Genomic DNA, 26,597 nt, shown 5'->3' with positions numbered 1-26,597 from the left:
ATACATGAATTTGTCAACTAATTTGTCAACTGTAAATAAAAAACCCCGTAAACACTAGTGTTTCGGGGCTTAAAAGTGGAGTCGGAGGGATTCGAACCCTCGTCCAAACAAGCAATATTACTGCTTTCTACGTGTGTAGTTTCTGTTTAAATTTTCGTGAGATTGCCGGTTAGAAACTACCAACGCACCCCTTATCTTCAATTAGGTGTCTCTCTCGCATCAAAGCCCTACGAGGGATAGGTTTACTTTTACGAAGTCACTATATCGATTGCCGTAAACCAAGGCTCTCGAGTGACTTCCTGCTTGTCTACCTTGTAGACCGAGGCGTAATCTTACTATAATTCAGATTATGCAGCTAGGGCGTAGTTGTTCTCGCCGTTTAAAAAGATGAAAAATGAGATTTACGAGCTGTTTTCCAGCGCTCGACACGCTTACAATACTATTGGTCTCGCTGTCAAAACCAGTCGACCCCAGTATTAAAATTTCCACCTTGCTTTCGCGAAAGCGGAACTACAAATATACTACTAAAGCTTATATTTGCTATTAATATTATGCAAAAGCTGTACCAACTACAGACACTGCCAAAACTTCACACTATGAAATTTGCCATTATCAAGGAACGTAAAAATCCACCAGATAGAAGAGTTGTTTTTTCTCCAGAAAAACTGGCAGAAGCAAGAGAGCAATTTGAAGATGCAAGCTTTGTAGTCGAAGCATCTGATATAAGAGTGTTTCCAGATATGGCTTACACCATTAATGGCTTTGATGTAGAGGAAGATGTATCTGATGCAGATGTGATGATTGGGGTGAAAGAAGTGCCTATGGAGGCGCTTGTGCCTAATAAAAAATATTTCTTTTTTAGCCATACCATTAAGAAGCAACCATATAACCGTGACCTACTCAAGGCTATACTTGATAAGAATATAGAGATGTATGATCACGAAGTGATTACAAAGGCTAACGGAGCACGACTTATAGGTTTTGGTCGTTATGCAGGACTTGTTGGAGCATATAATGGTTTTAGATTATTAGGATTACGTGATGGACTTTTTGAACTTCCTAAGGTAGAAACGTTGTTAGACCTAGATGCTGTAAAGCGCGAGCTCGATAAAATTGAACTTCCTGCTATTAAGATCTGTCTTTCAGGTAGCGGAAAGGTTGCCCGTGGAGCACAAGAAATTTTAGATCATCTTAATATTAAGGAGGTGACAGATCACGCTTATTTAAATGCAGAATTTAGTGAGCCAGTATATTGTACGATTGACGTACTGGAGTATAATAAACGTATTGATGGTACAGAGGGTGCTCGAGCAGAGTTTTATAAAGATCCTTCTGGCTATGAGAGTGACTTTATGAAGTATACAAAGGTGACAGATTACTTTATAGCAGGTCATTTTTATGGAGATGGAGCTCCTTATCTATTCACTAGAGAAGATGCAAAACATCCAGAGTTTAAAATTAATCTTGTTGCAGATATATCTTGCGATATAGACGGTCCAGTGGCGAGTACCATTCGTCCTTCTACTATTGCAGACCCATTTTATGGGTACAATCCTGCTACAGAACAAGAAGATGATTATAATAAGGATGGTGTGATTGCCATGATGGCTGTAGATAATCTCCCGTGCGAATTACCTAAGGATGCTAGTGAAGGTTTTGGTGAGATGTTCTTAAAGCATGTGATTCCAGCGTTTTTTAATGGAGATAAAACAGGACTTCTTGATCGAGCGAGAATGACGCAAGATGGAAAGCTCACTGAGCGTTACAGCTACCTTCAAGACTATGTAGACGGTAAGGAGTAACGTTAAAGTTACACTAAATTCCTACAAGTGTTAAAAGATAAATAACACTACTTTGTACCTTTATCGTTCATCAATCAATTAATAATGAAAGTTCTTATTACAGGCGCAACGGGATTAGTAGGGCGAGCACTCACAGACTTATGTCATAAAGACGGCATAAGTGTACATTATCTAACTACCTCAAAAGATAAAATTGAGGATACACCTAATTATAAAGGTTTTTACTGGAATACAAAGACAGATGAGCTAGACGAAGCTTGCTTTGAAGGAGTAGAAACTATCATCCACCTTGCTGGAGCATCCATTGCGCAGCGCTGGACACCAGAAAATAAAAAAGCAATTTTTGAAAGTAGAGCTACAACAGCGAGATTGTTGTATAGTGCGCTTTCGCGAAAGCGGTCTAAAAACCAACCTATTTCTATAAAGCATTATATATCTGCTAGTGCAGTAGGTGGATATCCATCTTCATTTACAAAAATGTATGATGAGTCTTATCCAGAATATGCTAAAGGTTTTTTAGGACAAGTTGTCGAAGAGTGGGAAAAAGCTGCTTTGGAATTCCAAAAACTTGATATCATTACTAGCCGTGTGAGAACGGGGATTATTCTTGACAAAGACAGTGGAGCGTTACCTAAAATTATGCAACCTGTAAAATATGGAGCAGGTGCACCACTAGGATCAGGAAAACAATGGCAATCATGGATTCATGTGTATGATATGGCAGGGATTTACTTCCATATATTAAAAAATAAATTGGCTGGCATATATAATGGGGTAGCACCACACCCAGTTACAAATAAAAAGCTGACAGAAGTGGTAGCAGACACTATGGGTAAACCGCTCATAATCTCTAGAGTTCCTAAGTTTGCACTTAAACTCATGCTAGGCGACATGGCAGCAATAGTTTTAGAAAGTCAGAAAGTAAGTGCTCTTAAAATTAAGACAGATGGGTATGAATTTAAATATCCAAAAATTGACAAAGCCATTGAAAGCTTGCTAGATTAACAAAATAAGAAAAGCCACTCGTGAGAGTGGCTTTTTTTATGCTCTATAAAAAGGAAGTCTTAAGCTTTAGTAGCCTTAAGATTTACAGTAAGCTCGATATCGTCAGAGATAAATTTATCTCCTAAATCGTCAAATACAGATTGTGATCCGTAGTTTACTCCCCAATCAGTACGATCAATAGTAAATGGCTCACTTGTAAGTGTCATATTTTCACCTTCTACAGTGTAAGAAACTGGGAACTCAATGTTCTTCTTCTGGTCTCTCATAGTAAGGTTACCTTGCATCATTTTTTTACCGTCTTTTTCTGTAACACCAGTTACTTCAAAAGCAGCAGTAGGATATTTTGCAACGTTAAAGAAGTGATCTTCTTTTCCTTCTGCCATTCCTTTTAAGTGTCCTTCAAGACTTTCTTTTCCGTCACCAGCCTCAAGGTCAGTTACAGTAATAGAAGTCATGTCAATAAGGAATGTTCCAGTAATAACATCTCCTGCAACGTTTACAACACCGTTTTCTATGTTGATAGTTCCGTTATGCTTTCCTGTAGGCTTACTTCCTACCCATGCAATTGTAGAGCCTGCAGCATCTACCTTAAATTTTGTAGCATCTTCTACTACAGCAACTTCTTGAGCATCTTTTGCTTCTGTCTCGTTCTTTTCTCCTTTACAAGAAACTACTCCTGCAATAAGAGCTACAGCAGCAAGTGTATTTAAAATTTGTTTTTTCATGTTGATAATATTATTTAGTGAACTGCAAAATTAACATTTATCCATAGCCCTTATCATAATGTTATCTTAAATAGTTGTACGCTTTCGCGAAAGCGTAACAAACATTATAACAAGCTCTTTGATTAAGTATTAGTAATGAGAATAAGGGCTGAGCGCTATCTCAAACGCTGTAATTTGATCTAAGTTATTAAGGAGTGTGTTTTGAAGGCTCGTTGCTACTTATATTTTTCTTCTTGAGTAGTAAAGATTGGATAGAAAAACAGAGTAAAGTATCTACTATACTATAGTCATTGTTATAATGCAGATATATAGTTTAGAACATTGAAAATGTACAAAACTGTAACTTTTAAAAAGCCAGTGACATTTTGACATTTTGATACAATTGGCAGTACTTTTGCCACCTCAATAAAAATTGAATTTAAGACCATTATGGCAACAGAAGATAAAACACCAGACAATACAGTAGACGAAGCTGCTCAAGAGCAGTTTGTACACGAGGCAGAAGATGCAACGGTAGAGCCTGCTGAGGAAGTAAAAGATGAAAGAAGCGAACTAGAAATCGTTCAAGATCAACTTGCAGAGGAGAAGGATAAATTTTTACGCCTTTTTGCCGAATTTGAGAATTACAAAAGACGTACTACTAAGGAACGTATAGAGTTATATAAAACAGCTGGACAAGAAGTCATACAAGCGATGCTTCCAGTTGCAGATGATTTTGACCGTGCTCTTAATGAATTTAAAGGCGATAAAGACGACGTCCACGTAAAAGGAATGACGCTTATAAGCAATAAATTTAAGGAGACGCTTAAGTCTAAAGGACTTGAAGAAATGAGTGTGAGAGCTGGAGATGATTTTAATGCAGATCAACATGAGGCAATAACTCAAATACCAGCACCTAACAAGAAATTGAAAGGTAAAATTGTGGACGTAATAGAAAAAGGATACAAACTGGGAGACAAGATCATCCGGTTTCCTAAAGTAGTTACGGGACAATAATTTTAAAACGATTTATATCGCAGTTCGAATTAAAACTCAAATTGCGATTACAATAGATTAAGAGTGCTCAGTAACGCTGAGCTTTGATTATGAAAGAAGATTTTTACGACATATTAGGTATTTCAAAAGGAGCCACAGCAGCCGAAATTAAAAAAGCATACCGAAAGAAAGCGGTGCAATATCACCCAGATAAAAACCCTGGTGATGATACTGCAGAAGCAAACTTTAAGAAAGCTGCAGAGGCATATGAGGTGCTTAGTGATGATAACAAGCGTGCTCGTTATGACCAATACGGTCATCAAGCCTTTGAAGGCGGAGGCGGTGGCGGCTTCGGTGGTGGAGGTATGAATATGGATGATATCTTCAGTCAGTTTGGAGATATTTTTGGCGGTGCTTTTGGCGGCGGCGGAGGTGGTTTTTCTGGATTTGGTGGTGGCGGTGGTCAGCGTCGAGTGAAAGGAAGTAACCTACGTATTCGTGTAAAACTCACTATTGAAGAAATTGCAAACGGCGTAGAGAAAAAAATCAAAGTTAAACGTAAGAAGCAAGCCGCTGGAGTATCATACAAAACATGTACTACTTGTAATGGCGCTGGACAAGTAACAAAAATCCAAAACACTATTTTAGGTCGCATGCAGACGAGTGCTCCTTGTACTACCTGTGGTGGAGCTGGACAAATGATTGATAAGCGTCCAGATGGTGCAGATGCGCAAGGTCTTATTGTAGATGAGGAAACTGTAAGTATCAAAATACCTGCAGGAGTGGTAGACGGGATGCAGCTTAAGGTTACTGGAAAAGGTAACGAAGCGCCAGGTAACGGTATTGCAGGAGATTTATTAGTAGCTATAGAAGAAAAAGATCACGAGTTCTTACAGAGAGAAGGTGATAACCTTCACTTAGATTTATATGTTAGCATTAGCGAAGCGGTGCTAGGTACATCAAAAGAGATTGATACCGTTACTGGTAAAGTACGTATCAAGATAGAAGAAGGTGTACAAAGTGGTAAGATACTACGCTTGCGTGGTAAAGGTATTCCATCTATAAATGGGTACGGTAAAGGTGATTTATTGGTACACGTAAATGTATGGACGCCTAAGACACTTAATAAAGAGCAAAAGCAGTTTTTTGAGAAGATGGCAACAGATGATAATTTTACGCCTAATCCAGAAACTGGAGACAAATCATTTTTTGAAAAAGTTAAAGATATGTTTTCATAATGTGAAACTTTCAAATTTTGTGAAACCAAAATTATTAGGTTCATAAAAAAAACTTATATTTGAATAACGTTAGACAATGTTTGACGTTATTTTTCTTTTTCATAGCAATTTTTTTTCCCATCCTGAACTTACGTCTAGGGTGGGTTTTGCTTTTAGGACGTTTCGTAAATCTTGTTTTATAATACGGTTTACATAGTTTTCTGTTTAAAATGAATGGTTTAAAACAATAAAGCTCTCATTACATTTCAATAAAACTCCTAAATTATAGCTAACAGATATGCCTCCGTCAGGTCATATTCCTATCTTAGCTTGATTAACTACTATCTATGAATTCATTACTTGTTGCAGATACTGTCTCAAAGAAGTTTGGTGACTTTACCGCACTTAATAACGTCTCTATTGCTGTTCCAGAAGGAAGTATTTTTGGGCTACTAGGCCCTAATGGCGCAGGAAAGACTACACTCATTCGTATTATCAACCAGATTACTATGCCAGATACAGGTAGTGTAACGCTGGGAGGTGAGCCATTACAACAGCACCATATACGTGATATAGGCTATATGCCAGAAGAGCGTGGCTTATACAAATCTATGAAAGTTGGGGAGCAGGTACTTTACCTCGCTCAACTTAAAGGCTTGTCTAAAGCAGATGCAAAAAAACGAGCCAAACACTGGTTTGAAAAGCTAGAAATAGGAGACTGGTGGGATAAAAAAATTCAAGAACTTTCTAAAGGTCAGGCGCAGAAAATCCAATTTGTGGTGACCGTAATGCACCAGCCCAAGTTGCTTATTTTTGATGAACCCTTCAGTGGATTTGACCCTATAAATGCAAATCTTATTAAAGATGAGATTTTGCAATTACGTAATGAGGGTGCTACGGTTATCTTCAGTACGCACCGTATGGAATCTGTAGAGGAGCTTTGTGATCATATAGCACTTATCAATAAATCTAATAAAATTCTTGATGGCGAGGTAAACAGTATCAAGAGGGCATACCAAAACAATACATTTGATGTAGGAGTTCAAGTTGTAGATGAGACCGCTTTCGCGAAAGCAGAACAAGAACTCAAAGCTGCTTTTAAAGTAACTCCAGCACATTTTAAAAGTTTAGGTAATGAACGCAAACTTCGTGTAGAAATGGGCGATAAGTCTACACCAAACGAATTGCTTACAACCTTAAAAAATCATGGACAAGTCACCCATTTTATGGAAGTGATACCAAGTGTAAACGATATCTTCATTCAAACAGTTAGCCAAAACAAATGAGCATTCTTACCTTAATTATAAAAAGAGAATACATTGCCAGAGTGCGTAATAAGTCATTTTTAATAATGACATTTTTGAGTCCGCTTATACTTGTGGGGATGGTTTTATTAATCTCTTACCTTACTCAACTCAATAGCGAAGATAAACGCACTATTGTAGTAGTAGACGACTCTGGGCAATTTGAAACTGTATTTTTTAATACAGACCAAACCACGTATCTCAATCTAAGTGATCAAGGATTGGAAGCTGGAAAAGAGGTTGCAAAAGGTGAAGGTTATTATGGGCTTATCCATATTAATGATAATCCTGCTATAGTAGAAGATGCTGTAACTTTTTATGGAAATGAAACACCTTCTTTTAGTTTTATAGGAGATATAGAAAAGCGCATTGAAAAGAAAATGACCGATGAAAATCTCATCGCTCAAGGCATAGATTTGAATACACTTGAAACTGCCAAAAGCAGTATAGATGTGCAAATAGAAAACTTTTCTGGGGAGACGAGTTCTAAGATGAGTAACTGGGTGAAAGCTGGTTTTGGAGGTGCTGCGGGTTACTTATTAATGATGTTTATTATCATTTATGGCAACATGGTGATGCGTTCTGTAATCGAAGAAAAGACTAATAGAATCATTGAAGTAATCATATCGTCTGTAAAGCCTTTCCAATTAATGATGGGTAAAATATTAGGTACTACCCTTGCGGGAATCACGCAATTCTCAATTTGGGTTATTGTGGGAGGAATATTGCTAGTGGTATTAACCACCGTATTCGGTATAGATCCTTCGGCGGCATCAGCGGCGAGCCCTGCTGCTTCTCAAGCGCAACAAATTGCAGAAGACCCTGGGATGGTGATTGAGTTACTACAAGAAATTCAAAAACTTCCGCTATTGCAACTCGTAGTTGGATTCTTTATTTATTTTATAGGAGGATACTTCTTATATAGCTCTATATATGCGGCAATAGGTGCAGCAGTAGATAATGAAACAGATACACAGCAGTTTATGTTACCTATCATTATGCCGTTAATGTTGGGAATTTATGTTGGCTTTTTTGCAGTGATAGATAATCCTCATGGTACCGTAGCAACAGTTTTTTCTATCATACCGCTTACCTCACCTATAGTGATGTTGATGCGTATACCATTTGAGGTTCCAGTATGGCAACTAGCGCTATCAATTACCTTACTAGTGGCATCATTCGTGTTTACAGTATGGTTTGGGTCAAAAATATATCGCGTAGGGATATTGATGTATGGTAAGAAGCCTACTTATAAAGATTTAATAAAATGGTTAAGATACTAGCACTCCTTCTTGTCCTGCAGGAAGAGACTGTAGAGAAGGTAAAAGATATTATTGAACAAGACGTATGGGGAACCATCAAGGAATGGTTAGGCTTCGAACTTATAAGTGTAGGTAAAGAGCCTAATCATATAGGTTTTACAGTGGGTCACCTTATCATTCTAATAATAGCTTTTATACTCACAAGCATTCTCCTTAAGTGGATACGTGTGTTAATGACACGTAAAATGGAAGGCGATGACAAGCTTAAGTTTGTAAGCGTATTTAAGTTTATAAAGTATATCGCTTATATAGTGGTAGTTCTTGCTACAATGAGTGCCTCAGGGATTAATATTACGGTGCTGCTCACAGCATCTGCAGCGTTATTTGTTGGTCTGGGTCTTGCATTACAAGAGGTATTTCAAGATGTGATAGGTGGTATACTTATTATGATAGATAAGTCTATATCTGCAGGAGATATTATTGAAATGGATGGAAGAGTAGGTCGTGTGTTTGAAATAAAACTGCGGACTACAAGAGCATTAACAAGAGATGATAAAGTTATAATAATACCCAATCATAAGTTTATAACTGATACTGTTTATAATTACACTCAAAACCATAAAACTACCCGAGAGAACGTTAAAGTGGGTGTTGCTTATGGAAGTGATACGAGACAAGTAGAAAAAATATTACTAGAATGTGCAGTCGCACATCCTGAGATTTTAAAGCATCCAAAGCCTTTTGCGCTTTTTGAAAACTTTGGTGATAGTTCGCTAGATTTTGGTCTATATTTTTTTGTGAGAGATAGTTTTGTAGACCCAAGAATCAAAAGTGCGCTTAGGTATGCAATAGACGATCGTTTTCGCGAAAGCGGGATTACCATTCCTTTTCCACAGAGGGATGTACATCTTTTTAATACGGCAAACCCAGTGTATACACCTAATAAAACCGCAGTTAACACCAATATCGAACCCCCTAAAAATGATATGATTGATGAATAAACAGACTAACATTATTATAGTATTACTACTGTTGAGTGGTACTTGTTTTGCTCAGCTTACAGATTTAGCTAGGCTTGAGTATACATACTTCCCGCAGGAGCAGTCTGATAATTCATTTAGGAGGTTTAGAACATTTATTAATGTTCCTATAAAACTTAAAGAGGATACATACTTAGTCCCTGGATTTGAATATCGTAATGTGAATTTAAAGTTTGAAGATGTTGTGCCTTTTAGTCGTGAGGATTTAGATAGGTTTCAATCTTTTAGTATCTCCCTAGGGTATACCCAGAAAATAAGCGAAAAATGGCGGATAGGAGCAAAATTAGGAACTACGGTAACCTCAAATTTTAGCACAGGATCTGCTGCTAGTAGTGATTATGTGCACACAGGGGCCTTATATTTTATTAACGATAAAACAAATGAAGGTCTGGATAAACCGTGGCGACTTATAATTGGTGGTCGCTATGATACAGAATCTGGAAGACCATTTCCATTACCTTTTGTAAACTATTATAAAGAATTTCATCCAGACTGGTCATATACACTAGGTGTTCCAAAATCAAATATAAAACGCTATTTTGGGAAAGATCGTAGGCACATACTCCAGAGTTTTGTTACGCTTGATGGATTTTATGCAAATATCCAAGATAATGTAGATGTTGCGATACCTGCTGGTGAGTTTGAAACGGCAGAGAGTATCTCTATGATGGTAGCACTATTTGGCGTAGGATATGAATACTGTTTTACAAAACACTTAGTATTCTATATATATGCTGGACACACGATTATAAATGACATACGATTGCGTGATGGTGATAGAGATGATGTATTTACCATAAACGACAGAAATACATTTTACGGTCGTTCAGGTATAAAATTTAAAATATAACAATGGCAAAGATTTTAATTATAGAGGATGAGGCTGCGATACGTCGTGTGCTTACCAAAATACTATCAGAAGAAAGTAAGGATTACCAAGTAGAAGAAGCTGCAGATGGACTAGAAGGTATAAATAAGATACGCGAGGAAGATTATGACTTAGTCCTTTGTGATATTAAAATGCCTAAGATGGACGGAGTAGAAGTACTTGAAGCTGCACGTAAGCTTAAGCCAGAAACTCCTATGGTAATGATCTCAGGACATGGTGACCTAGATACTGCCGTAAACACGATGCGCCTAGGGGCTTTTGATTATATATCTAAGCCGCCAGACCTTAATAGATTACTTAATACGGTACGCAACGCACTAGACCGTAAAACCCTTGTCGTAGAAAATATTCAGCTTAAGAAAAAGGTGAGTAAGAAATACGAGATGGTAGGTAAGAGTAAGGAGATCGATCAAATCAAAGAAATGATCGAAAAAGTAGCTCCTACAGATGCTAGAGTTTTGATTACTGGTCCTAACGGTACCGGTAAAGAGCTAGTAGCACACTGGCTGCATGAAAAAAGTGATCGTGCAAAAGGAGCACTTATAGAGGTAAACTGTGCTGCCATCCCGTCAGAACTTATAGAGAGCGAACTTTTTGGCCACGTGAAAGGTGCTTTTACTAGTGCAAATAAAGATCGCGCTGGGAAGTTTGAAGCGGCAAACGGTGGAACTATTTTTCTAGATGAAATAGGAGATATGAGTCTTTCTGCACAGGCCAAAGTACTTAGAGCTTTACAAGAAAGCCGTGTACAACGTGTAGGTAGTGATAAAGACATTAAAGTGGATGTGCGCGTAGTGGCGGCAACTAATAAGAATCTAAAAGAAGAAATAGCAGAAGGAAGATTTCGTGAGGATTTATATCACAGGCTAGCAGTAATTTTAATTAAAGTGCCAGCGCTCAATGAACGCAGAGATGATATCCCAATTCTCATAGAGCACTTTGCAAAGAAAATCTCTCAAGAGCAAGGAACCGCAAAAAAATCATTTTCAGACAAAGCTATTGATTTACTTAAAGCTTATGACTGGACTGGAAATATACGTGAACTGCGCAATGTAGTTGAACGACTTATTATCTTAAGTGGCCCAGAAGTGTCAGAAGGGGATGTAAAACTATTTGCTAGTAAATAATATAATTATGAGTGACATTAAACCAGAAGACTATAAAATCACTAACGGTGTGACACTTTCAGATAGAGAGACCACCTTGTTTCCAGACGTAGAAGAGAAGGAGCTAGAAAGTAAGCTTAAGAAAATACGTAAGAAATTAGGCAAACTTCAAGACACTATGTACGCGCATGATAAATATAGCGTGCTTGTTTGTCTTCAAGGGATGGATACTTCTGGTAAGGATAGTCTCATACGTGAAGTCTTTAAGGATTTTAATGCACGCGGTGTTGAGGTACAAAGTTTTAAAGTACCTACAGAGCTAGAATTAAGTCATGACTACTTGTGGCGTCATTACTTAGCATTACCAGAGCGCGGTAAATTTGGCGTGCATAACCGCACGCATTATGAGAATGTGCTTGTAACTCGAGTGCACCCAGAATATATTTTAGGAGAAAAATTGCCTAACGTTCACAGCATAGATGATGTCGATGAGGCATTTTGGGATAAGCGATTTGAGCAAATCAAAAACTTTGAAAAGCATCTTACAGAGAACGGAACCATTATCTATAAATTCTTTATGCATTTGTCTAAAGATGAGCAAAAAGATAGATTATTACGCAGACTTAATAAGAAAGAGAAGAACTGGAAATTTTCGGCTGGAGATTTAAAGGAGCGCAAGCTCTGGAATACTTATCAAGAATATTATGAGGACGCCATAAATCGCACATCGACAGAGAAGGCTCCGTGGTATGTGATTCCAGCAGATAATAAGCCGGCAGCTAGACTTGCTGTAGCGACCATATTACTAGAGACACTGTCACAATATGACGATATCCAAGAGCCAGAATTAGACGATAAAACAAAGGCAAATCTTGCCGATTATAAAGAACAGTTGAGCAATGAATAAAAATTTACGTTATATACTTGCGACTGCACTAGTAGTTGTTTCCGCTTTCGCGAAAGCGCAAAATGATTCAATTACTGTGAGAAAAATATACTCGGCAGCGCTTACAGAAGGGCAAAGCTACGAGTGGCTAGATCATCTGTCTAACCAAATAGGATCGAGACTAAGCGGAAGCCTAGGAGCCGAAAGAGCCGTGACCTGGACAAAAAGCGAACTAGAAAAAGTGGGTCTTGATAAGGTGTGGTTACAACCAGTCATGGTGCCAAAATGGATACGTGGTGAAGCCGAAAGAGCATTTATAGAAGGAGATAATGCAAGTACTACGTCTGTGCCTATTTGTGCGCTTGGAGGATCTGTTGCTACAAAAACTACTGGACTCAAAGCAAATGTAGTTGAGGTAATGGGTATAGAAGAGTTGAAGGCGCTTAGTGCCGATGAGGTCAAGGGAAAAATTGTATTCTTTAACAGACCTATGAACGACGAGCTTATCTTGACATTTCAAGCATATGGTGGTTGTGTAGACCAGCGTTATGCTGGAGCGATGGAAGCAGCAAAGCTAGGAGCGGTAGGTGTGATTGTAAGATCTGTGACACATAGTCTTGATGATTACCCTCATACGGGCTCCATGTCTTATGGTGATTTGCCTAATTCTAAACGTATTCCTGCGGCTGCAATAAGTACTAAAGGAGCTGAGCTTTTAAGTACATCCTTAAAACTAAATCCTGATACCAAGTTTTTCTATAAAATGTCTTGTAAGAATCTTGGAGATGTAGAGTCGCATAATGTGATAGCTGAAATTACAGGAAGTGAATATCCAGATAAATATATGGTTGTAGGTGGTCATTTAGATTCTTGGGATTTAGGAGACGGCTCGCATGACGATGGTGCGGGAGTAGTGCAAAGTATGGAGGCGTTGCGATTAATGAAGGCAATAGGATATAGGCCTAAACATAGCATACGTGTAGTGCTGTTTATGAATGAAGAAAATGGTCTTCGAGGTGGTAATAAGTATGCACAAGAAGCTAAGGCAAAAGGTGAAAACCATGTCTTTGCTTTAGAAAGTGATTCTGGCGGCTTTACACCAAGAGGTTTTTCTTTTGATAGTGATGATCGTAATTTTAACGAAGTATTGAGCTGGAAAGGATTATTTGAACCTTATTTAATCCACGACTTTACAAGAGGAGGAAGCGGTGCAGATATTGGTCCGCTTAAAGCTACAAATGATGGTATTGTACTCGCAGGACTGCGTCCAGACTCGCAACGCTATTTTGACCATCACCATGCAGCAAATGACACCTTTGATGCAGTAAATAAAAGAGAACTTGAACTAGGCGCTGCCACAATGACTAGCCTGTTATATTTGATGGATAATTATATACAGCGTCCAGCAAAGTTAATGCAGATGCCAATTAAGCAATAGTTGGAAACTTAATTTATACTTGTATAAAACTATATGAAGAAGTTCTTACTAACAGTATTTATTTTATGGTCTAGTTGGATCACAGCGCAAGATAATGCACCTGTACCACTAGAAAATTTATTTAGTGCAAACTTAAATATCATTGGTGCAGGATTAACTTATGAGCGAGTTCTTGGTAATAAGTTTACCACCCATTTTAATGCCTCTTATCAACTTGTAGGAGTTAGTGGTGGAAGTAATCAAGATGTTGACTTAACCTTTGCAGGTAATCTATCTGTAGGTGCGCGTTATTATTATAACAGAGAACGCCGCTTTGAAAAAGGAAAAAAGCTCACACAGAATGCAGGGAACTTTTGGGCTGCAGAGTTTCAAGTAATTCCTGATTTCACAGTGGCAACAGAAGAGCGTAATGTAAGATATCTGACTACTTATCTTGTAGGAGCAAAATATGGTCTACGCAGAAACATCACAAGAAACCTTAATTACGAATGCGAATTCGGACTAGGTTATTTATTTACAGATGAGGATGCCACTGTTTATCCATTGTTAGAATTTAAACTGCAATACGTTTTATTCTAATTCTTAAGTGGATGTCAGCAGCCCTTTTTCTTGATAAATGGCAATGCCTTTATCTATCATATCACTAATGGACGCCTCAAGTGAGGCGTCCATTTTTTTGATGTGAAAACAGCTTTTTCCTTTTAAGCATTTCCTCAACGCAGGATCTATGTCTGTAAATGCAGCTACATCTGTATAAATAGGGAAGAAGTACAACCTGCAGTCCTTGGGCTTTGGGATGACACTGGCAAAATAAAAACCATCTACTTTCTGTTTTCCTTGCATAGTTGGTATGGTGCCTGCCACTTCTAGGCCTGCGCTATCGTCTTTTCTCACCTGTAAGTGATGCTCGTGGCGTTTAATAATAGCGCGCAATGCGAGGTCTATTTCGATGGGATTTGTGATCATAGGCAGTTCCAGTATTAATTACAAGCTTCAAGATAGTAAATAGGTTGAAATCTAGACGCTCTTTCTATGGGATGAAGTATTTTTGCGCTTTCGCGAAAGCGTATCAAATCTAATTAATGAGATTCTCAGACTACACAAAGGAATTTGGCATCAATCTTAAAATAGCATATCCTATTATGTTGGGACAGCTAGGTCATATTCTTGTAGCACTAGCAGATAATTTGATGGTTGGACAGCTGGGTGCAGCACAACTTGCAGCAGTAAGTCTAGGCAATAGCTTGGTGTTCATTGCACTTTCTATAGGTATCGGATTTTCATTTGCCATCACTCCGCTTGTAGCAGAGGCAGATGGAAAAGGTGATATAGAAAAAGGTCGCTTGCACTTTCATCATGGTGTCATTATGTGTACCATAAATGGCGTGCTACTATTTATTACGCTACTAATCGCAAAGCCTTTATTATATATGCTTGATCAGCCGCCAGAGGTGGTAGAACTGGCAATTCCATATCTTGAGATTGTAGCACTATCTATGATTCCGCTTATGATATTTCAGGGTTTCAAGCAGTTTGCAGATGGCCTGTCACAAACCAAATATGCAATGTATGCTACTATTGTAGCAAATGTGGTCAACGTTGTTTTTAACTATGTATTGATTTATGGAATCTGGGTATTCCCAAGATTAGAAGTAGAAGGTGCAGCCTGGGGAACATTAATTTCTCGTTTCTTTATGGTGGCGCTGCTGATTTTTATGCTTTCGCGAAAGCGTAAATTCAAACCCTATTTTCACTGGGGAAGTAAGGAGCACATCCAGCTTGCTGAGTTTAAAACCTTATTTAAATTAGGATTTCCAACAGCATTACAGATGCTTTTTGAAGTAGGCGTTTTTACAGCTGCTATATTTCTATCTGGAATACTAGGAACGAATGCACAAGCGGCAAATCAAATTGCGCTTAATCTAGCTTCTATGACATTTATGATCGCGGTAGGATTAGGAGTAACGGCAACCATACGCGTAGGGAATCAAAAAGGTAAAGCCGATTTTCCTAACCTACGACGTATCGCTTTTTCTATTTTTATACTCTGTTTCTTAATCGAAGCTGTATTTGCAGTAGGATTTATATTGCTTAAAGACTGGCTTCCTCCATTTTATATAGATAATCCAGAAGTGATTTTTCTAGCAGCCCAATTATTAATTGTAGCAGCCTTATTCCAGCTAAGTGATGGTGTGCAAGTAACTATACTAGGAGCATTGCGCGGATTGCAAGACGTAAATATTCCCACTGTAATCTGTTTTATAGCCTACTGGATAATAGGATTTCCTATAATGTGGTATATGGGTAAAGATGAGCAAATGGGTGTGCAAGGTGTCTGGGTAGGTTTGCTAGCAGGGCTTACGGCTTCTGCAGTGATGTTGTACTTTAGATTTAATTACCTTAGCAAGAAATTAATAGACCAACAGTAATAATACGATATTTATGAAAGTACCTAAGTTCCTTTTAGGCGATAATTCAGATTTTTCAGATCATATTTTTGTGATACATACCGAGTTTCCAAGGTTTATAATTGACCTTACGATAGATGAGATAGAATGGTTTGAAGAGTTTGACCGTCAAGACGAAGACGAGCTAGCCTCAGAAACAGAAAATGCCATCAAAGATGCTACCGAGTGGTATGATGCTGAGATGGAAAAGTTTGACAAAGAGCAATAAACGGTGGACCAACTTATCCAATACGATCAAGATTTTTTCCTTTTCCTCAACGGATTAGGGTCACCTGCGTGGGATCAATTCTGGCTTATTGTTACAAATAAGCTTAGCTCGATTCCTTTATATGTCCTACTACTTTTTTTTATTTATAAAAAGTTTGGTGTAAAAGGAACCTTGATAACAGTAGTTGCGGTTGCGTTACTCATTACGTGTGTAGACCAACTAGCAAATGCTTTTAAGCATGGTTTTGAAAGACCACGTCCTTGTAGAGTAGAAGACTTTAAAGGCATTATACGATATGTAGCAGAGCGCTGTGGTCGTTATGGTTATTATTCTGCGCATGCGGGAAATAGTATGGCAGTTGCTGTTTTTGCAGGTCTTGCCTTAAAATCAACACATAAGAATCTAATCTTTATACTGCTTTTTTGGTCTGCGATGGTAGGTTATAGCCGTATTTATGTAGGCGTTCATTATCCAGGTGATGTGCTTACAGGTTGGGTAATAGGAGCAATAATTGGCTTTGGAATCTATAGACTACAGCAGTGGGCCGTAGCAAAGTGGGCCTAAGAATCGGCGGTTGCGATTAGTGATTTTGCAGCTTTAAAAGGTGACACCTCACCGCGAGCAACTTTCTCGAGAATTTCGGGAAGCGTTGACTTCACGTCATTGTTATTATAAAACGTGTCCTTAAGAGTATTCTCTATAGTTTGTAATAGCCAAAACTTGTTCTGCTCTGCTCTTTTCTTAGCAAAATATCCAGAGGCCTTTGTATGATTACAGTAATCTGAAACTAAGTCCCAAGAATCTGAAATCCCTGAATGTTCTAGTGCACTACAAGTAATAACCTTTGGTGACCAGTTACTAGGCTTAGGTGGGAAAAGGTGTAATGCCTTTGCAAAGGCAGATCTAGCCAGCCGTGCTGCCTTTTCATTACCACCATCTGCTTTATTGATTACAATGGTATCTGCCATTTCTATAATCCCGCGTTTGATTCCTTGTAGTTCATCTCCTGCTCCGGCAAGTTTTAGTAATAGAAAGAAATCAACCATAGAGTGTACTACGGTCTCACTCTGTCCCACGCCTACAGTTTCAATAATAATAGTATCAAAGCCTGCAGCCTCGCAGAGTATGATCGCTTCTCGCGTTTTGCGAGCTACGCCACCTAGAGAGTCTCCAGATGCGCTAGGACGTATAAATGCATCTGGGTTTTGAGATAGCTCATACATCCTCGTTTTATCACCTAAGATACTTCCATGAGAAACAGAGCTCGTAGGGTCTACCGCAAGTACGGCTACTTTTTTTTCTTGATCTGTAAGATAGTTTCCTAAGCTTTCTATAAATGTACTCTTACCTACACCAGGAACACCTGTGATTCCTAGCCTAACAGATTTATTGGCATGGGGTAAACACAGTTCTATAAGTTGCTGGGCTTTTACTTGATGCTCTTGAACCGAGCTTTCTATTAATGTGATTCCTTGTGATAATGCGGTAATATTACCAGTAATTAATCGCTGGGCTAGTTGTGATACATCAATAGTGCCTTGCTTCTTACTTTTTTTGTAAAATGCAGGATTAATACTCTTGTTTATGGGTGTGTTTTTGTCGCTCACAATGGTAATACCAAATTACTACTTTCTACAAACATCTACATCAAAAAAAAACCACCATTTGGTGGTTTATATTATTTTGAGGCGCTTATTCTTTTAAAATCTATAACACCTGATTTTTTCTTCTTAAGCTTTTTCTCTTTTACTTTTTGCTTCTTTTTTTTCATTTTCTTTTTAAGCTTCAAGAGTTCAATGTGTGATTGCTTCATTTGAAACTCCATAGGTACAAGTACTTCTAGAATATTCACTGGAAGCCATCCATCATCTATAATATCCTTAAGTAAGTTAAGGACAACTTCATCTTGTACCATGCACTCTCCTATAAGATATTTAGGTTTGCTATTTTCTAGAGCCGCCTTTACTTCAATCCAGTCACGGTTAGAATTTCCTTTAACGATGTCTAATCTACTAGGCTCAATGCCCTCCTGTGACATACGCTCTACAATTTTATGGCAAAAGCGATTTCTATTCACGCTTTCATGACTCAGAAAGCGCTTATATTCTGTAATCTGGATATCTTCGGCGGCGTTAAAGTAGCGTCGCTCTGCCCAGAAGCATTCATCTAGTAGATCATTTAATTTTTCGTACGATAAGTCAAGGTGCTTCATAGGGCTAGTTATTGATGTCAAATATAATTCAGGATTAAACGTAGGTTTACTAACTTACTGTTAATACCTCTATATTTAAGAATAGTTTATTCAAAAATCATAGAGTATCTTAATTTTCTGTTAATGTCGTATTTTTTTAGCTCATTTGCAACATTGAGAAAATAGCGTCGTCTTTAGAGAGAATAGCAATCACAACCATCAAAACCAACCAACCATTTTGCTAGTTACTGAAATCATAGAAAAATGTAAAACTAATGATCGCAAGGCACAGCTGCAGCTGTACAATAAGTATTGTGATGGTATGTACCACGTCGCCTTTAGATTCTTAAAAAATTCATTTGAAGCAGAGGAAGCGATGCATGAGGGGTTTATAAACGCCTTTGCAAAGTTGCACCAGTTTACTGGAGAAGTCACCTTTGGAGCCTGGCTTAAGCGTATCGTGATTAATAAAAGTCTCGACATGATTAAGGCAAAAAAAGCAGTGATTATCCCTCTTAATGAGGAAGTAATGGGCAAGGTAGATGATGACGAGGGTTGGGATGTAGGTGACGACGTCACTATAGAACATGTGAAAAACGTTATCAGCGAACTCCCTGAAAAGTATAAATTCCCTCTTATGCTATTCTTAATAGAGGGCTATGATCATCAGGAAATTTCAGAAATATTACAGATTACAGAAGTGGCTTCAAGAACGCTGGTGCACCGCGGGAAGAAAAAACTTCAAGAACAATTAAAGACGCTTAATTATGGCACAGGATATTAGAGAGCTCATGAAGAATGATAGCGACAGTAAGCAATCACTGCGCGAGGGACATACACGTCGCTTTGAGAATTTGCTTGAAGAACGCTTACCTATTCAAGAGCAGAAAACCTCGGCTAAAGGAGGTATCTATTTATGGATGAAAATTGCAGCAGTACTTATTGTAGCTGGTGGAATTGTATTTATGGTGTATAATAACGCTTTCGCGAAAGCGGGAGGTCAACAATTAGTAGAGGTAGAGACAAGTGAAAAACAAAGTGCAGAACCAGAAGTATTACTAAGCGCCATCTCACCAGAATTTAAACGAGTGGAGGATTATTACCTCGCAAGTGTAAATCTTGAGATTGCGAGATTAGAAATTACAGATGATAACAAAGAACTTATAGATGCTTTTATGAAGCAACTGTCTGATCTAGATGAAGAGTATAAGAGCCTCAATCGTGAAATTACCGAAAGTGGAGTAAGTGATGAAATGGTAAGTGCGATGATTGAGAATCTCAAATTACGAGTAGAGCTCATGATAAAGCTCAAGTCTAAATTAAAAGAAATGAAAAACGCTGCTCAACAAGAAGCAGCAATTCAAACCGTATAAAATGAAACAGTCAAACATATTTTGGACCTTCCTAGCGCTGCTTTTTGTGGCTTCTGGAAGTGTATTTGCACAAAGCAAAAAAGAAAAACTAAACGAGCGATTCTCAGTTAATAAGGATGTGTCTATCACAATAGATACACGCTATGCAGATGTAGTTTTTGAAACATGGAATAAAAATGAAGTGTCTGTAGAAGCTTATGTAGAAGGTAAAGATGCTAGCGATGCTTTAAGATCATGGGACTTGAATGTGTCGGGTAATAGTAATAATGTGCGTATCACCAGTAAAGGTGGTTATAGCGATGCAAAGGTGTATGATAGAAACGATATAGGTAATCTAAATCTCGATCTCGATCTCGACCTTGGAGAAATTATAGGTCAATCCCTTAGCCTAGTGGAGCCAGTAATGAATGGCCTTGTGGGGCCTCTATTAGAAGGAATATCTGGACAACGATTACCAGATGAGTTTTATGAAGAAATGGGAAAGATGAAATTTGACCATGAAGCATACAAGAGAGAAGGAAGAGCTTATCTAGATAGATGGGAGAAGCAAGTGGATAAAAGCTATGGCCCAGAATTTGAAGAAAAAATGGAGAAGTGGGAGAAGGAATTTGAGCGCAACTCTGAGGATTGGAGTGAGCGTCTTATAGATCGCTCTGGGATACCTAGATGGCCTTTTAAAAGTGGAGGTAATATGACCTTTGATAGTGATGAGTATGAGAAGGACAAACAAGCATATGTAAATAAGCTAAATCGAAAGTATAACACTCGAGTGAGCGTGCGTGAGGTTGATAAATGGCTGGATGATGTAGAGGCTTGGGGAGAAGATTTTGGAAAGAAAATGGAAGACTGGGGAGAAAACTTTGGTGAGTCTATGGAAGCATGGGGAGAATCTTTTGGAGAGAATTTTGGTAAGTCTATGGAGAAGTGGGGAGAATCTTTTGGGAAAGACATGGAAAAGTGGGGTGAAAACTTTGGAAAGAAAATGGAGCGCTGGGCAGAAGACCACGAAGGTGAGTGGGAAGAAAAACATACTAAGGACGAAAAGGGAAACAAGAGTAGCCACTTTAGCCTTAATTGGGACTCTGAAAATAATGGATCTAAAAAGCCAAATAAAAATGTAAAACGTATAATAATCATCAAAATGCCTAAAAAGGCTGAGCTGGACTTAAATGTACGTTATGGTAAAGTGAGAATGGTAGATGCTTATAATGCAAAAGCTACAATCTCACATGGAAGCCTTGTAGCAACAAACATCGATGGAGGGCAAACCTCCTTCGATGTTTCTTATAGTCCAGTGGCTGTTGCAAATTGGAATGAAGGAACTCTTGATGTGAATCATGTGAAAGAATGTAACATCTCAACTGCAAATAACATCAAGGTAACGTCAAACTCTAGTAATGTAAATATAAATCGGATTGATGGAACTGGCATGATATCGGGATCTTTCGGTAAGCTATCCATACCTCAAGTGAGTGATAACTTTGGATCGCTTACTATATTTTTAGAAAACAGTGATCTTTCATTGAGGTTACCACAATCTGCATTTAACTTCAATTATAGCGGAGATCATAACGACTTTTTTATTCCGAAACAATTGGAAACAAAGTCTATGAAAAACGGATCTACAGAGATGGTAAATGGTTTTCATAAATCACGCAGTAGCGCAAATACGATCACTATTAATGCAAAGTATAGTGACGTAGTACTACAGTAGGTAAGGATTAAATATTTAATTACTTTGCAGCTATGGCTGCTTTTTGTGTTCACACTATATTAAGTACTTTTATAGTGTAATAGACTCTCTATGAATAACAATTTTTTTAGTTCGCTTACACAGCAATTCACACCCATCATAAATCCTACCTTTCAAAAGGAGGATTACTTTCCTTTAGACTTGTCTACAGCTAATAGGGACTTGGATATTGATATGCTCACACGCCCGCATGAGCACCATGTTTTTTTACAATCATATCTTGCAAAAAATGATGCCAAAGTTGCTTATGGTGGCTATTTGGAGCAGCGACCACTTTATGATCGATCAGATTATTTTCAAGCCGAAGACCCAAAAGACAAACGTAATATCCACCTAGGAATAGACTTATGGTGTGATGAAGGTACAGAAGTACTGAGCCCTCTAGAGGGCGAGATACATAGTTTTAAGCGTAATGAGAACTTTGGTGATTATGGACCAACTATAATCTTAAAACATAAGATAGGGGAACATACTTTTCACACCTTGTATGGTCATCTTAGTCTAGCTTCTCTTGAAGGTAAGGAAGTAGGACAAAAGGTAGGAGCAGGTGAGGTCATAGCAACCTTAGGAAATCCTGATGTGAATGGTGATTATGCGCCGCACTTACACTTTCAAATTGTAATAGACATGGAAGGCAAGGAAGGTGATTATGCTGGCGTAGGTAGCCAAAACACCTTAGATTTTTACAAGAATAACTGCCCAGACCCTAATCTGCTATTAAAAATTTATTAATCGCTTGAGCAACGGCATGCTCTTTATTTGTAAAAGGACTAACATAATCTGCTAGTGACTTTAAGGTGTCTGTGGCGTTTGCTACTGCAACACCTAATCCTACTTTTTTTATGAGTTCGTCGTCATTATGATTATCGCCAAAAGCCATTACTTCGCTCATCTCATAGTTATATTCGGCTACTAGAAGTTTTCTCAAAGCGGTTGCCTTGTCTACGTTTTTTGGAGTGATCTCTATATACGTATCCTTAGAGCGGTAAAAATGGACAGTATCTCCGTAAGCGGGCGTTAGAAGTTCTATAATTTCATCAAGCTCCTCTGGATTTCCCATGCACATGAGCTTGTGGATTCCAAGATGCTCTTTGTTTAAAAAATCAAGACTTTCTAAGGCTGTTTGATATACTGGTGTCGCTCGTGTGTTGTTTATTTCGCGTAAGCTCCACTCATCTTCCTTATCTGTAAACCAGTGTTCATGACTATAAACACTTAGGTTGTAAGTATGTTTAGCGTGATGACTTACTAAGTTATCGAGTAGCGAAGTAGGGAAGGTGTTGCTCTCTATAACCGTGTTATCACTGCTTATGATAAGCCCGCCATTAAAAGCTATTAGAGGCTCACCTAGGTTGCCCAGACCTTCTTGTAAGTACCTCATAGCTTGCGGTGGTCTTGAGGATGCTAGAATAAGGGGTAATCCCGCTTTCGCGAAAGCGTAAACAGTCTCATCACTTAGCCAGCGTTCTTTATTTAATAAAGTGCCGTCTATATCTGAACAGAGTATTTTTATAGTGTTTTCCATAATGTAAGAAACTAAAACGGCGAACTTAAAAAGTTCGCCGTTGTTATATAATCAAAAGTGGAAATTAGTTTTGTACAATTACCCACTGTCCTTTAGCTAAAAGTGGTTCTGCTTGTTTGAACTTTACCTCCTTAGTCTCACCGTTCATCACGTTTTTAATAGTAACGCGATCGTTACGACCTATTTTAGGTTGAGACCTTACGATGGTTTCTGTTACTTGCTGCTGTTGTGGCTGTGTGTTTCCAGCTGCTCTAGCTTCTGTAGAACGCTCATCAAGATTAGGAATTTCTTCCTTTTGCGTCTGCGTTTGCTCACGAGTTTCTCGCACTTGAGAAGCATCACTTACTTGCTGCTGATTACCTTGAGGAATTTCTCCTTTAAATAAGAAAGAAATTACATCCTTGTTTACTTTATCAATCATCGTTTTGAAAAGCTCAAAAGCTTCAAACTTATAAATTAATAGAGGATCTTTTTGTTCGTGTACAGCAAGGCGAACACTCTGCTTAAGTTCATCCATCTTACGAAGGTGATCTTTCCAAGCGTCATCTATTATGGCAAGAGTAATATTCTTTTCAAAATCTGTTACTAGTTGCTTACCATCAGTCTCGTAAGCTTCTTTAAGATTTGTTACTACACGTAGTTCTTTAGTTCCATCAGAAAAAGGAACAACAATGCGTTCAAACTTTGCAGCAGGATCTTCATATACTCGCTTGATGATAGGGAATGCAAGGTCTGCATTCTTAGTCATCTTCTCTCTGTAGTGCTCAAAAGAGGCTTTGTAAATGATATCTGTAAGGTCCTTTGCAGATTTGCTTGCAAACTCACTTTCACTTACTGGGCTCGTCATTGAGAAATAACGGATGAGCTCAAATTCAAAGTTCTTATAATCTTGTGCTTGCTTGTTTGACTCAACAATTACCTCAGAAGTATCATAAATCATGTTTGCGAGATCTACTCGTAAACGCTCTCCGTAAAGTGCATGGCGACGACGCTTGTATACCACTTCACGTTGCATATTCATCACATCATCATACTCAAGAAGGTTCTTACGTACACCAAAGTTGTTTTCCTCTACTTTTTTCTGTGCACGCTCAATAGATTTTGAAATCATTCCGTGTTGGATAACTTCACCTTCCTTAAGACCCATTCTATCCATCATCTTTGCGATACGCTCAGACCCGAATAGACGCATCAAGTTATCTTCTAGAGACACATAAAACTGTGAGCTTCCTGGATCTCCTTGACGTCCAGAACGACCACGTAACTGTCTGTCTACACGTCGAGAGTCATGACGCTCTGTACCTATAATAGCAAGACCACCGGCTTTTTTCACTTCGTCAGATAATTTAATATCTGTACCACGACCTGCCATGTTTGTAGCAATAGTTACTACGCCTGGATTACCAGCCTCTGCAACAATATCTGCTTCTCTTTTGTGAAGTTTTGCGTTTAGTACATTGTGAGGAATCTTACGTAGCGTAAGCATTTTTCCAAGTAATTCTGAAATTTCTACAGAGGTCGTACCAATTAGTACAGGCCTTCCAGCTTTAGAAAGCTCAGTTACTTCATCAATTACTGCATTATACTTCTCACGTTTAGTCTTATAAACTAAATCGTCTTTATCTTTTCTAGCAATAGGGCGGTTAGTAGGAATCTCAACAACATCAAGTTTGTAGATTTCCCAAAGTTCGCCAGCCTCTGTTACGGCTGTACCCGTCATACCTGATAATTTGCGGTACATGCGGAAGTAGTTTTGAAGTGTTACCGTTGCAAATGTTTGCGTAGCATCTTCAATCTTTACATTTTCCTTTGCTTCAATCGCTTGGTGTAGTCCATCACTGTAGCGACGCCCGTCCATAATACGACCCGTTTGCTCATCTACAATCATCACCTTGTTATCCATTACTACATACTCCGTGTCTTTTTCAAACAAAGTGTATGCTTTGAGTAATTGGTTCATAGTGTGAATACGCTCAGACTTAATCCCAAAATCTTTAAAAAGCTCTTCTTTTTCGGCAGCTTCTTCTTCTGGTAATAAGCCTTTTGCTTCTATTTTTCCTATCTCAAGGCCAATTTCTGGCATGGTAAAGAAATCAGGATTTTCTTTTCCAGAAAGTGTTTCAATACCCTTATCAGTAAGTTCAATCTGGTTGTTCTTTTCATCAATCGTGAAGTATAGTGCCTCGTCAATTTTTGGCATCTCACGATTGTTATCTTGCATGTAAAAGTTTTCCGTCTTTTGTAATAACTGACGTATTCCTTCCTCACTTAAATACTTAATAAGTGCTTTGTTTTTAGGTAATCCTCTAAAAACTCGTAGTAATTGTATGCCTCCTTCTTTAGTATCTCCTGCAGCAATTAATTTTTTTGCTTCTGGAAGTACTTTTACAAGCTCTTGGCGCTGTATGTTTACAATTTTCTCAATCTGTGGTTTTAGCGCATTAAATTCATGCACATCTCCTTTAGGTACAGGTCCAGAGATAATAAGTGGTGTACGAGCATCATCTACAAGTACAGAATCTACCTCATCTACAATCGCATAGTTAGGAGGTCTTTGTACAAGATCTTCCGGTTTATGTGACATGTTATCACGTAGGTAATCAAAACCAAATTCATTGTTAGTACCATATGTAATATCTGCAGCATAAGCGGCACGACGTTCTGGACTGTTAGGTCTGTGATAATCGATACAGTCTATTGTCATCCCGTGGAACTGGAATATAGGGGCCATCCACGCGCTATCACGTTTTGCTAGGTAATCATTTACAGTTACTAAGTGTATACCGTTTCCAGTAAGTGCATTAAGATATACCGGTAAGGTAGCCACAAGTGTTTTACCTTCTCCCGTTTGCATCTCTGCAATTTTTCCTTGGTGCATAGCGATACCACCTATGAGCTGTACGTCATAGTGAATCATATCCCATGTTACTTCTTTACCAGCGGCATCCCAGCTGTTTGCCCAGATTGCTTTATCACCATCTAGTGTTACATAATCTTTTGTTGCACTAAGGAGACGGTCATATTCTGATGCGGTAACTTCAAGTGAAGAATTATTAGTAAAACGTTTTGCAGTTTCTTTTACAACGGCAAATGCCTCAGGGAGTATTTCAGTAAGTGTCTTTTCAGATATTTCGTAAGCTTCATCTTTTAGCTTGTCAATCTCTGCATAAACGTCCTCACGCTCATCAATATCTTCGGTAGCTTCTGCTTTTATTTTTAGCGCTTCGGCAGCGTCTGTATTTTCCTTAAGCGCAGCGGCTAGCGTTCTTTTGAATTCGTTTGTTTTTTCGCGTAAGCTATCTAGAGATAATTTTTCTAAAGCGGCTTCGTGGGCTTTGATTTCGGCTACAATAGGAGTAATTGCTCCTACATCTTGTTTAGACTTATCGCCTACAAAAATCTTTAATACATTATCTAAAAATCCCATAAT

At 38.3% G+C, this 26,597-nt stretch carries 25 protein-coding genes and 1 other RNA gene; 19 read left to right on the top strand and 7 right to left on the bottom strand.

Annotated elements, in window-relative coordinates:
• Positions 1-73 precede the first annotated feature (73 nt).
• Positions 74-472: a transfer-messenger RNA gene (gene ssrA / locus JM84_RS13205) on the bottom strand.
• A gap of 124 nt (positions 473-596) precedes the next feature.
• Between ssrA and JM84_RS13200 the strand changes: the two genes are divergently transcribed.
• Together JM84_RS13200 and JM84_RS13195 are read left to right on the top strand one after the other, a co-directional pair.
• Positions 597-1,802, top strand: a complete 1,206-nt coding sequence (locus JM84_RS13200; protein ID WP_013751503.1) for an NAD(P)-dependent oxidoreductase — start codon at positions 597-599, stop codon at positions 1,800-1,802.
• Positions 1,803-1,886: 84 nt separating this feature from the next.
• Positions 1,887-2,807, top strand: a complete 921-nt coding sequence (locus JM84_RS13195) for a TIGR01777 family oxidoreductase (RefSeq protein WP_144784686.1) — start codon at positions 1,887-1,889, stop codon at positions 2,805-2,807.
• Between the two features lie 59 nt (positions 2,808-2,866).
• On the opposite strand, the gene JM84_RS13190 is transcribed toward JM84_RS13195, so the two are convergent.
• Positions 2,867-3,532 (bottom strand): YceI family protein, encoded by a 666-nt coding sequence (locus tag JM84_RS13190; RefSeq protein ID WP_013751505.1) that lies wholly within the window; start codon positions 3,530-3,532, stop codon positions 2,867-2,869.
• Positions 3,533-3,961: 429 nt separating this feature from the next.
• Here JM84_RS13190 and JM84_RS13185 point away from each other — a divergent pair, with 429 nt between their 5' ends.
• From JM84_RS13185 to JM84_RS13140, 10 genes are all read left to right on the top strand, one after another.
• Complete coding sequence (locus tag JM84_RS13185) at positions 3,962-4,528, top strand: nucleotide exchange factor GrpE (RefSeq protein WP_013751506.1); 567 nt, start codon at positions 3,962-3,964, stop codon at positions 4,526-4,528.
• A gap of 89 nt (positions 4,529-4,617) precedes the next feature.
• A complete protein-coding gene (gene dnaJ / locus JM84_RS13180) occupies positions 4,618-5,745 on the top strand; it encodes a molecular chaperone DnaJ (protein ID WP_013751507.1) in 1,128 nt (375 codons plus the stop codon).
• Between the two features lie 326 nt (positions 5,746-6,071).
• Positions 6,072-7,010, top strand: coding sequence for an ABC transporter ATP-binding protein (locus JM84_RS13175; protein ID WP_013751508.1), 939 nt, complete (start codon positions 6,072-6,074; stop codon positions 7,008-7,010).
• Positions 7,007-8,311: an ABC transporter permease gene (locus tag JM84_RS13170; RefSeq protein ID WP_013751509.1), complete on the top strand. Its 1,305-nt coding sequence runs from the start codon at positions 7,007-7,009 to the stop codon at positions 8,309-8,311. The genes JM84_RS13175 and JM84_RS13170 overlap by 4 nt, the downstream gene beginning before the upstream one ends.
• Positions 8,296-9,291: a mechanosensitive ion channel family protein gene (locus JM84_RS13165; RefSeq protein WP_013751510.1), complete on the top strand. Its 996-nt coding sequence runs from the start codon at positions 8,296-8,298 to the stop codon at positions 9,289-9,291. Before JM84_RS13170 ends, JM84_RS13165 begins: the two co-directional genes overlap by 16 nt.
• Positions 9,284-10,180 carry a DUF6268 family outer membrane beta-barrel protein gene (locus JM84_RS13160; protein WP_013751511.1) on the top strand — a complete coding sequence of 299 codons (897 nt, stop codon included), beginning with the start codon at positions 9,284-9,286 and terminating at the stop codon, positions 10,178-10,180. The genes JM84_RS13165 and JM84_RS13160 overlap by 8 nt, the downstream gene beginning before the upstream one ends.
• A 2-nt stretch (positions 10,181-10,182) precedes the next feature.
• Complete coding sequence (locus tag JM84_RS13155) at positions 10,183-11,346, top strand: sigma-54-dependent transcriptional regulator (RefSeq protein ID WP_013751512.1); 1,164 nt, start codon at positions 10,183-10,185, stop codon at positions 11,344-11,346.
• Positions 11,347-11,353: 7 nt separating this feature from the next.
• Entirely contained in the window at positions 11,354-12,232 is an 879-nt protein-coding gene (locus JM84_RS13150) for a PPK2 family polyphosphate kinase (RefSeq protein WP_013751513.1), read from the top strand.
• A complete protein-coding gene (locus JM84_RS13145; RefSeq protein ID WP_144784684.1) occupies positions 12,225-13,649 on the top strand; it encodes a M20/M25/M40 family metallo-hydrolase in 1,425 nt (474 codons plus the stop codon). Before JM84_RS13150 ends, JM84_RS13145 begins: the two co-directional genes overlap by 8 nt.
• A gap of 33 nt (positions 13,650-13,682) precedes the next feature.
• Positions 13,683-14,228 (top strand): hypothetical protein, encoded by a 546-nt coding sequence (locus tag JM84_RS13140; RefSeq protein WP_013751515.1) that lies wholly within the window; start codon positions 13,683-13,685, stop codon positions 14,226-14,228.
• A gap of 3 nt (positions 14,229-14,231) precedes the next feature.
• On the opposite strand, the gene JM84_RS13135 is transcribed toward JM84_RS13140, so the two are convergent.
• Complete coding sequence (locus tag JM84_RS13135; protein ID WP_013751516.1) at positions 14,232-14,615, bottom strand: hypothetical protein; 384 nt, start codon at positions 14,613-14,615, stop codon at positions 14,232-14,234.
• A 116-nt stretch (positions 14,616-14,731) separates the two neighbouring features.
• Here JM84_RS13135 and JM84_RS13130 point away from each other — a divergent pair, with 116 nt between their 5' ends.
• The 3 genes from JM84_RS13130 to JM84_RS13120 are packed head-to-tail and all read left to right on the top strand — an operon-like array spanning position 14,732 to position 16,889.
• Positions 14,732-16,078, top strand: a complete 1,347-nt coding sequence (locus tag JM84_RS13130) for an MATE family efflux transporter (protein WP_144784682.1) — start codon at positions 14,732-14,734, stop codon at positions 16,076-16,078.
• 13 nt (positions 16,079-16,091) lie between these two features.
• Positions 16,092-16,325, top strand: coding sequence for a hypothetical protein (locus JM84_RS13125; protein WP_013751518.1), 234 nt, complete (start codon positions 16,092-16,094; stop codon positions 16,323-16,325).
• 3 nt (positions 16,326-16,328) lie between these two features.
• Positions 16,329-16,889 (top strand): phosphatase PAP2 family protein, encoded by a 561-nt coding sequence (locus JM84_RS13120; protein WP_013751519.1) that lies wholly within the window; start codon positions 16,329-16,331, stop codon positions 16,887-16,889.
• Here the strand turns inward: JM84_RS13120 and meaB are convergent.
• Together meaB and JM84_RS13110 are read right to left on the bottom strand one after the other, a co-directional pair.
• Entirely contained in the window at positions 16,886-17,932 is a 1,047-nt protein-coding gene (meaB, locus tag JM84_RS13115; RefSeq protein ID WP_013751520.1) for a methylmalonyl Co-A mutase-associated GTPase MeaB, read from the bottom strand. The two genes, JM84_RS13120 and meaB, sit on opposite strands and share 4 nt — an antisense overlap.
• Before the next feature lie 71 nt (positions 17,933-18,003).
• On the bottom strand, positions 18,004-18,537 hold the full coding sequence (locus JM84_RS13110) for a DUF2383 domain-containing protein (protein ID WP_013751521.1): 534 nt from the start codon (positions 18,535-18,537) through the stop codon (positions 18,004-18,006).
• A 217-nt stretch (positions 18,538-18,754) separates the two neighbouring features.
• Here JM84_RS13110 and JM84_RS13105 point away from each other — a divergent pair, with 217 nt between their 5' ends.
• From JM84_RS13105 to JM84_RS13090, 4 genes are all read left to right on the top strand, one after another.
• Positions 18,755-19,300, top strand: coding sequence for an RNA polymerase sigma factor (locus JM84_RS13105; protein ID WP_013751522.1), 546 nt, complete (start codon positions 18,755-18,757; stop codon positions 19,298-19,300).
• Positions 19,284-19,889 (top strand): hypothetical protein, encoded by a 606-nt coding sequence (locus tag JM84_RS13100; RefSeq protein ID WP_013751523.1) that lies wholly within the window; start codon positions 19,284-19,286, stop codon positions 19,887-19,889. The genes JM84_RS13105 and JM84_RS13100 overlap by 17 nt, the downstream gene beginning before the upstream one ends.
• A 1-nt stretch (position 19,890) precedes the next feature.
• A complete protein-coding gene (locus tag JM84_RS13095) occupies positions 19,891-21,603 on the top strand; it encodes a hypothetical protein (RefSeq protein WP_013751524.1) in 1,713 nt (570 codons plus the stop codon).
• Positions 21,604-21,693: 90 nt separating this feature from the next.
• The gene (locus JM84_RS13090; protein WP_013751525.1) at positions 21,694-22,374 is read left to right on the top strand and encodes a peptidoglycan DD-metalloendopeptidase family protein; all 681 of its coding nucleotides are present in this window, start codon (positions 21,694-21,696) and stop codon (positions 22,372-22,374) included.
• On the opposite strand, the gene JM84_RS13085 is transcribed toward JM84_RS13090, so the two are convergent.
• Together JM84_RS13085 and secA are read right to left on the bottom strand one after the other, a co-directional pair.
• Positions 22,349-23,167, bottom strand: a complete 819-nt coding sequence (locus tag JM84_RS13085; protein ID WP_013751526.1) for a Cof-type HAD-IIB family hydrolase — start codon at positions 23,165-23,167, stop codon at positions 22,349-22,351. The genes JM84_RS13090 and JM84_RS13085 overlap by 26 nt on opposite strands.
• Before the next feature lie 64 nt (positions 23,168-23,231).
• Positions 23,232-26,594, bottom strand: coding sequence for a preprotein translocase subunit SecA (secA, locus tag JM84_RS13080; RefSeq protein WP_013751527.1), 3,363 nt, complete (start codon positions 26,592-26,594; stop codon positions 23,232-23,234).
• Positions 26,595-26,597: the final 3 nt, after the last annotated feature.

The organism is Dokdonia sp. Hel_I_63, assembly GCF_007827285.1.
In the GTDB taxonomy this organism is placed as follows: Bacteria; Bacteroidota; Bacteroidia; order Flavobacteriales; family Flavobacteriaceae; genus Dokdonia.
The sequence above is the reverse complement of the archived record's forward strand: the minus strand, read 5'-3'. Positions and strand labels throughout refer to the sequence as shown.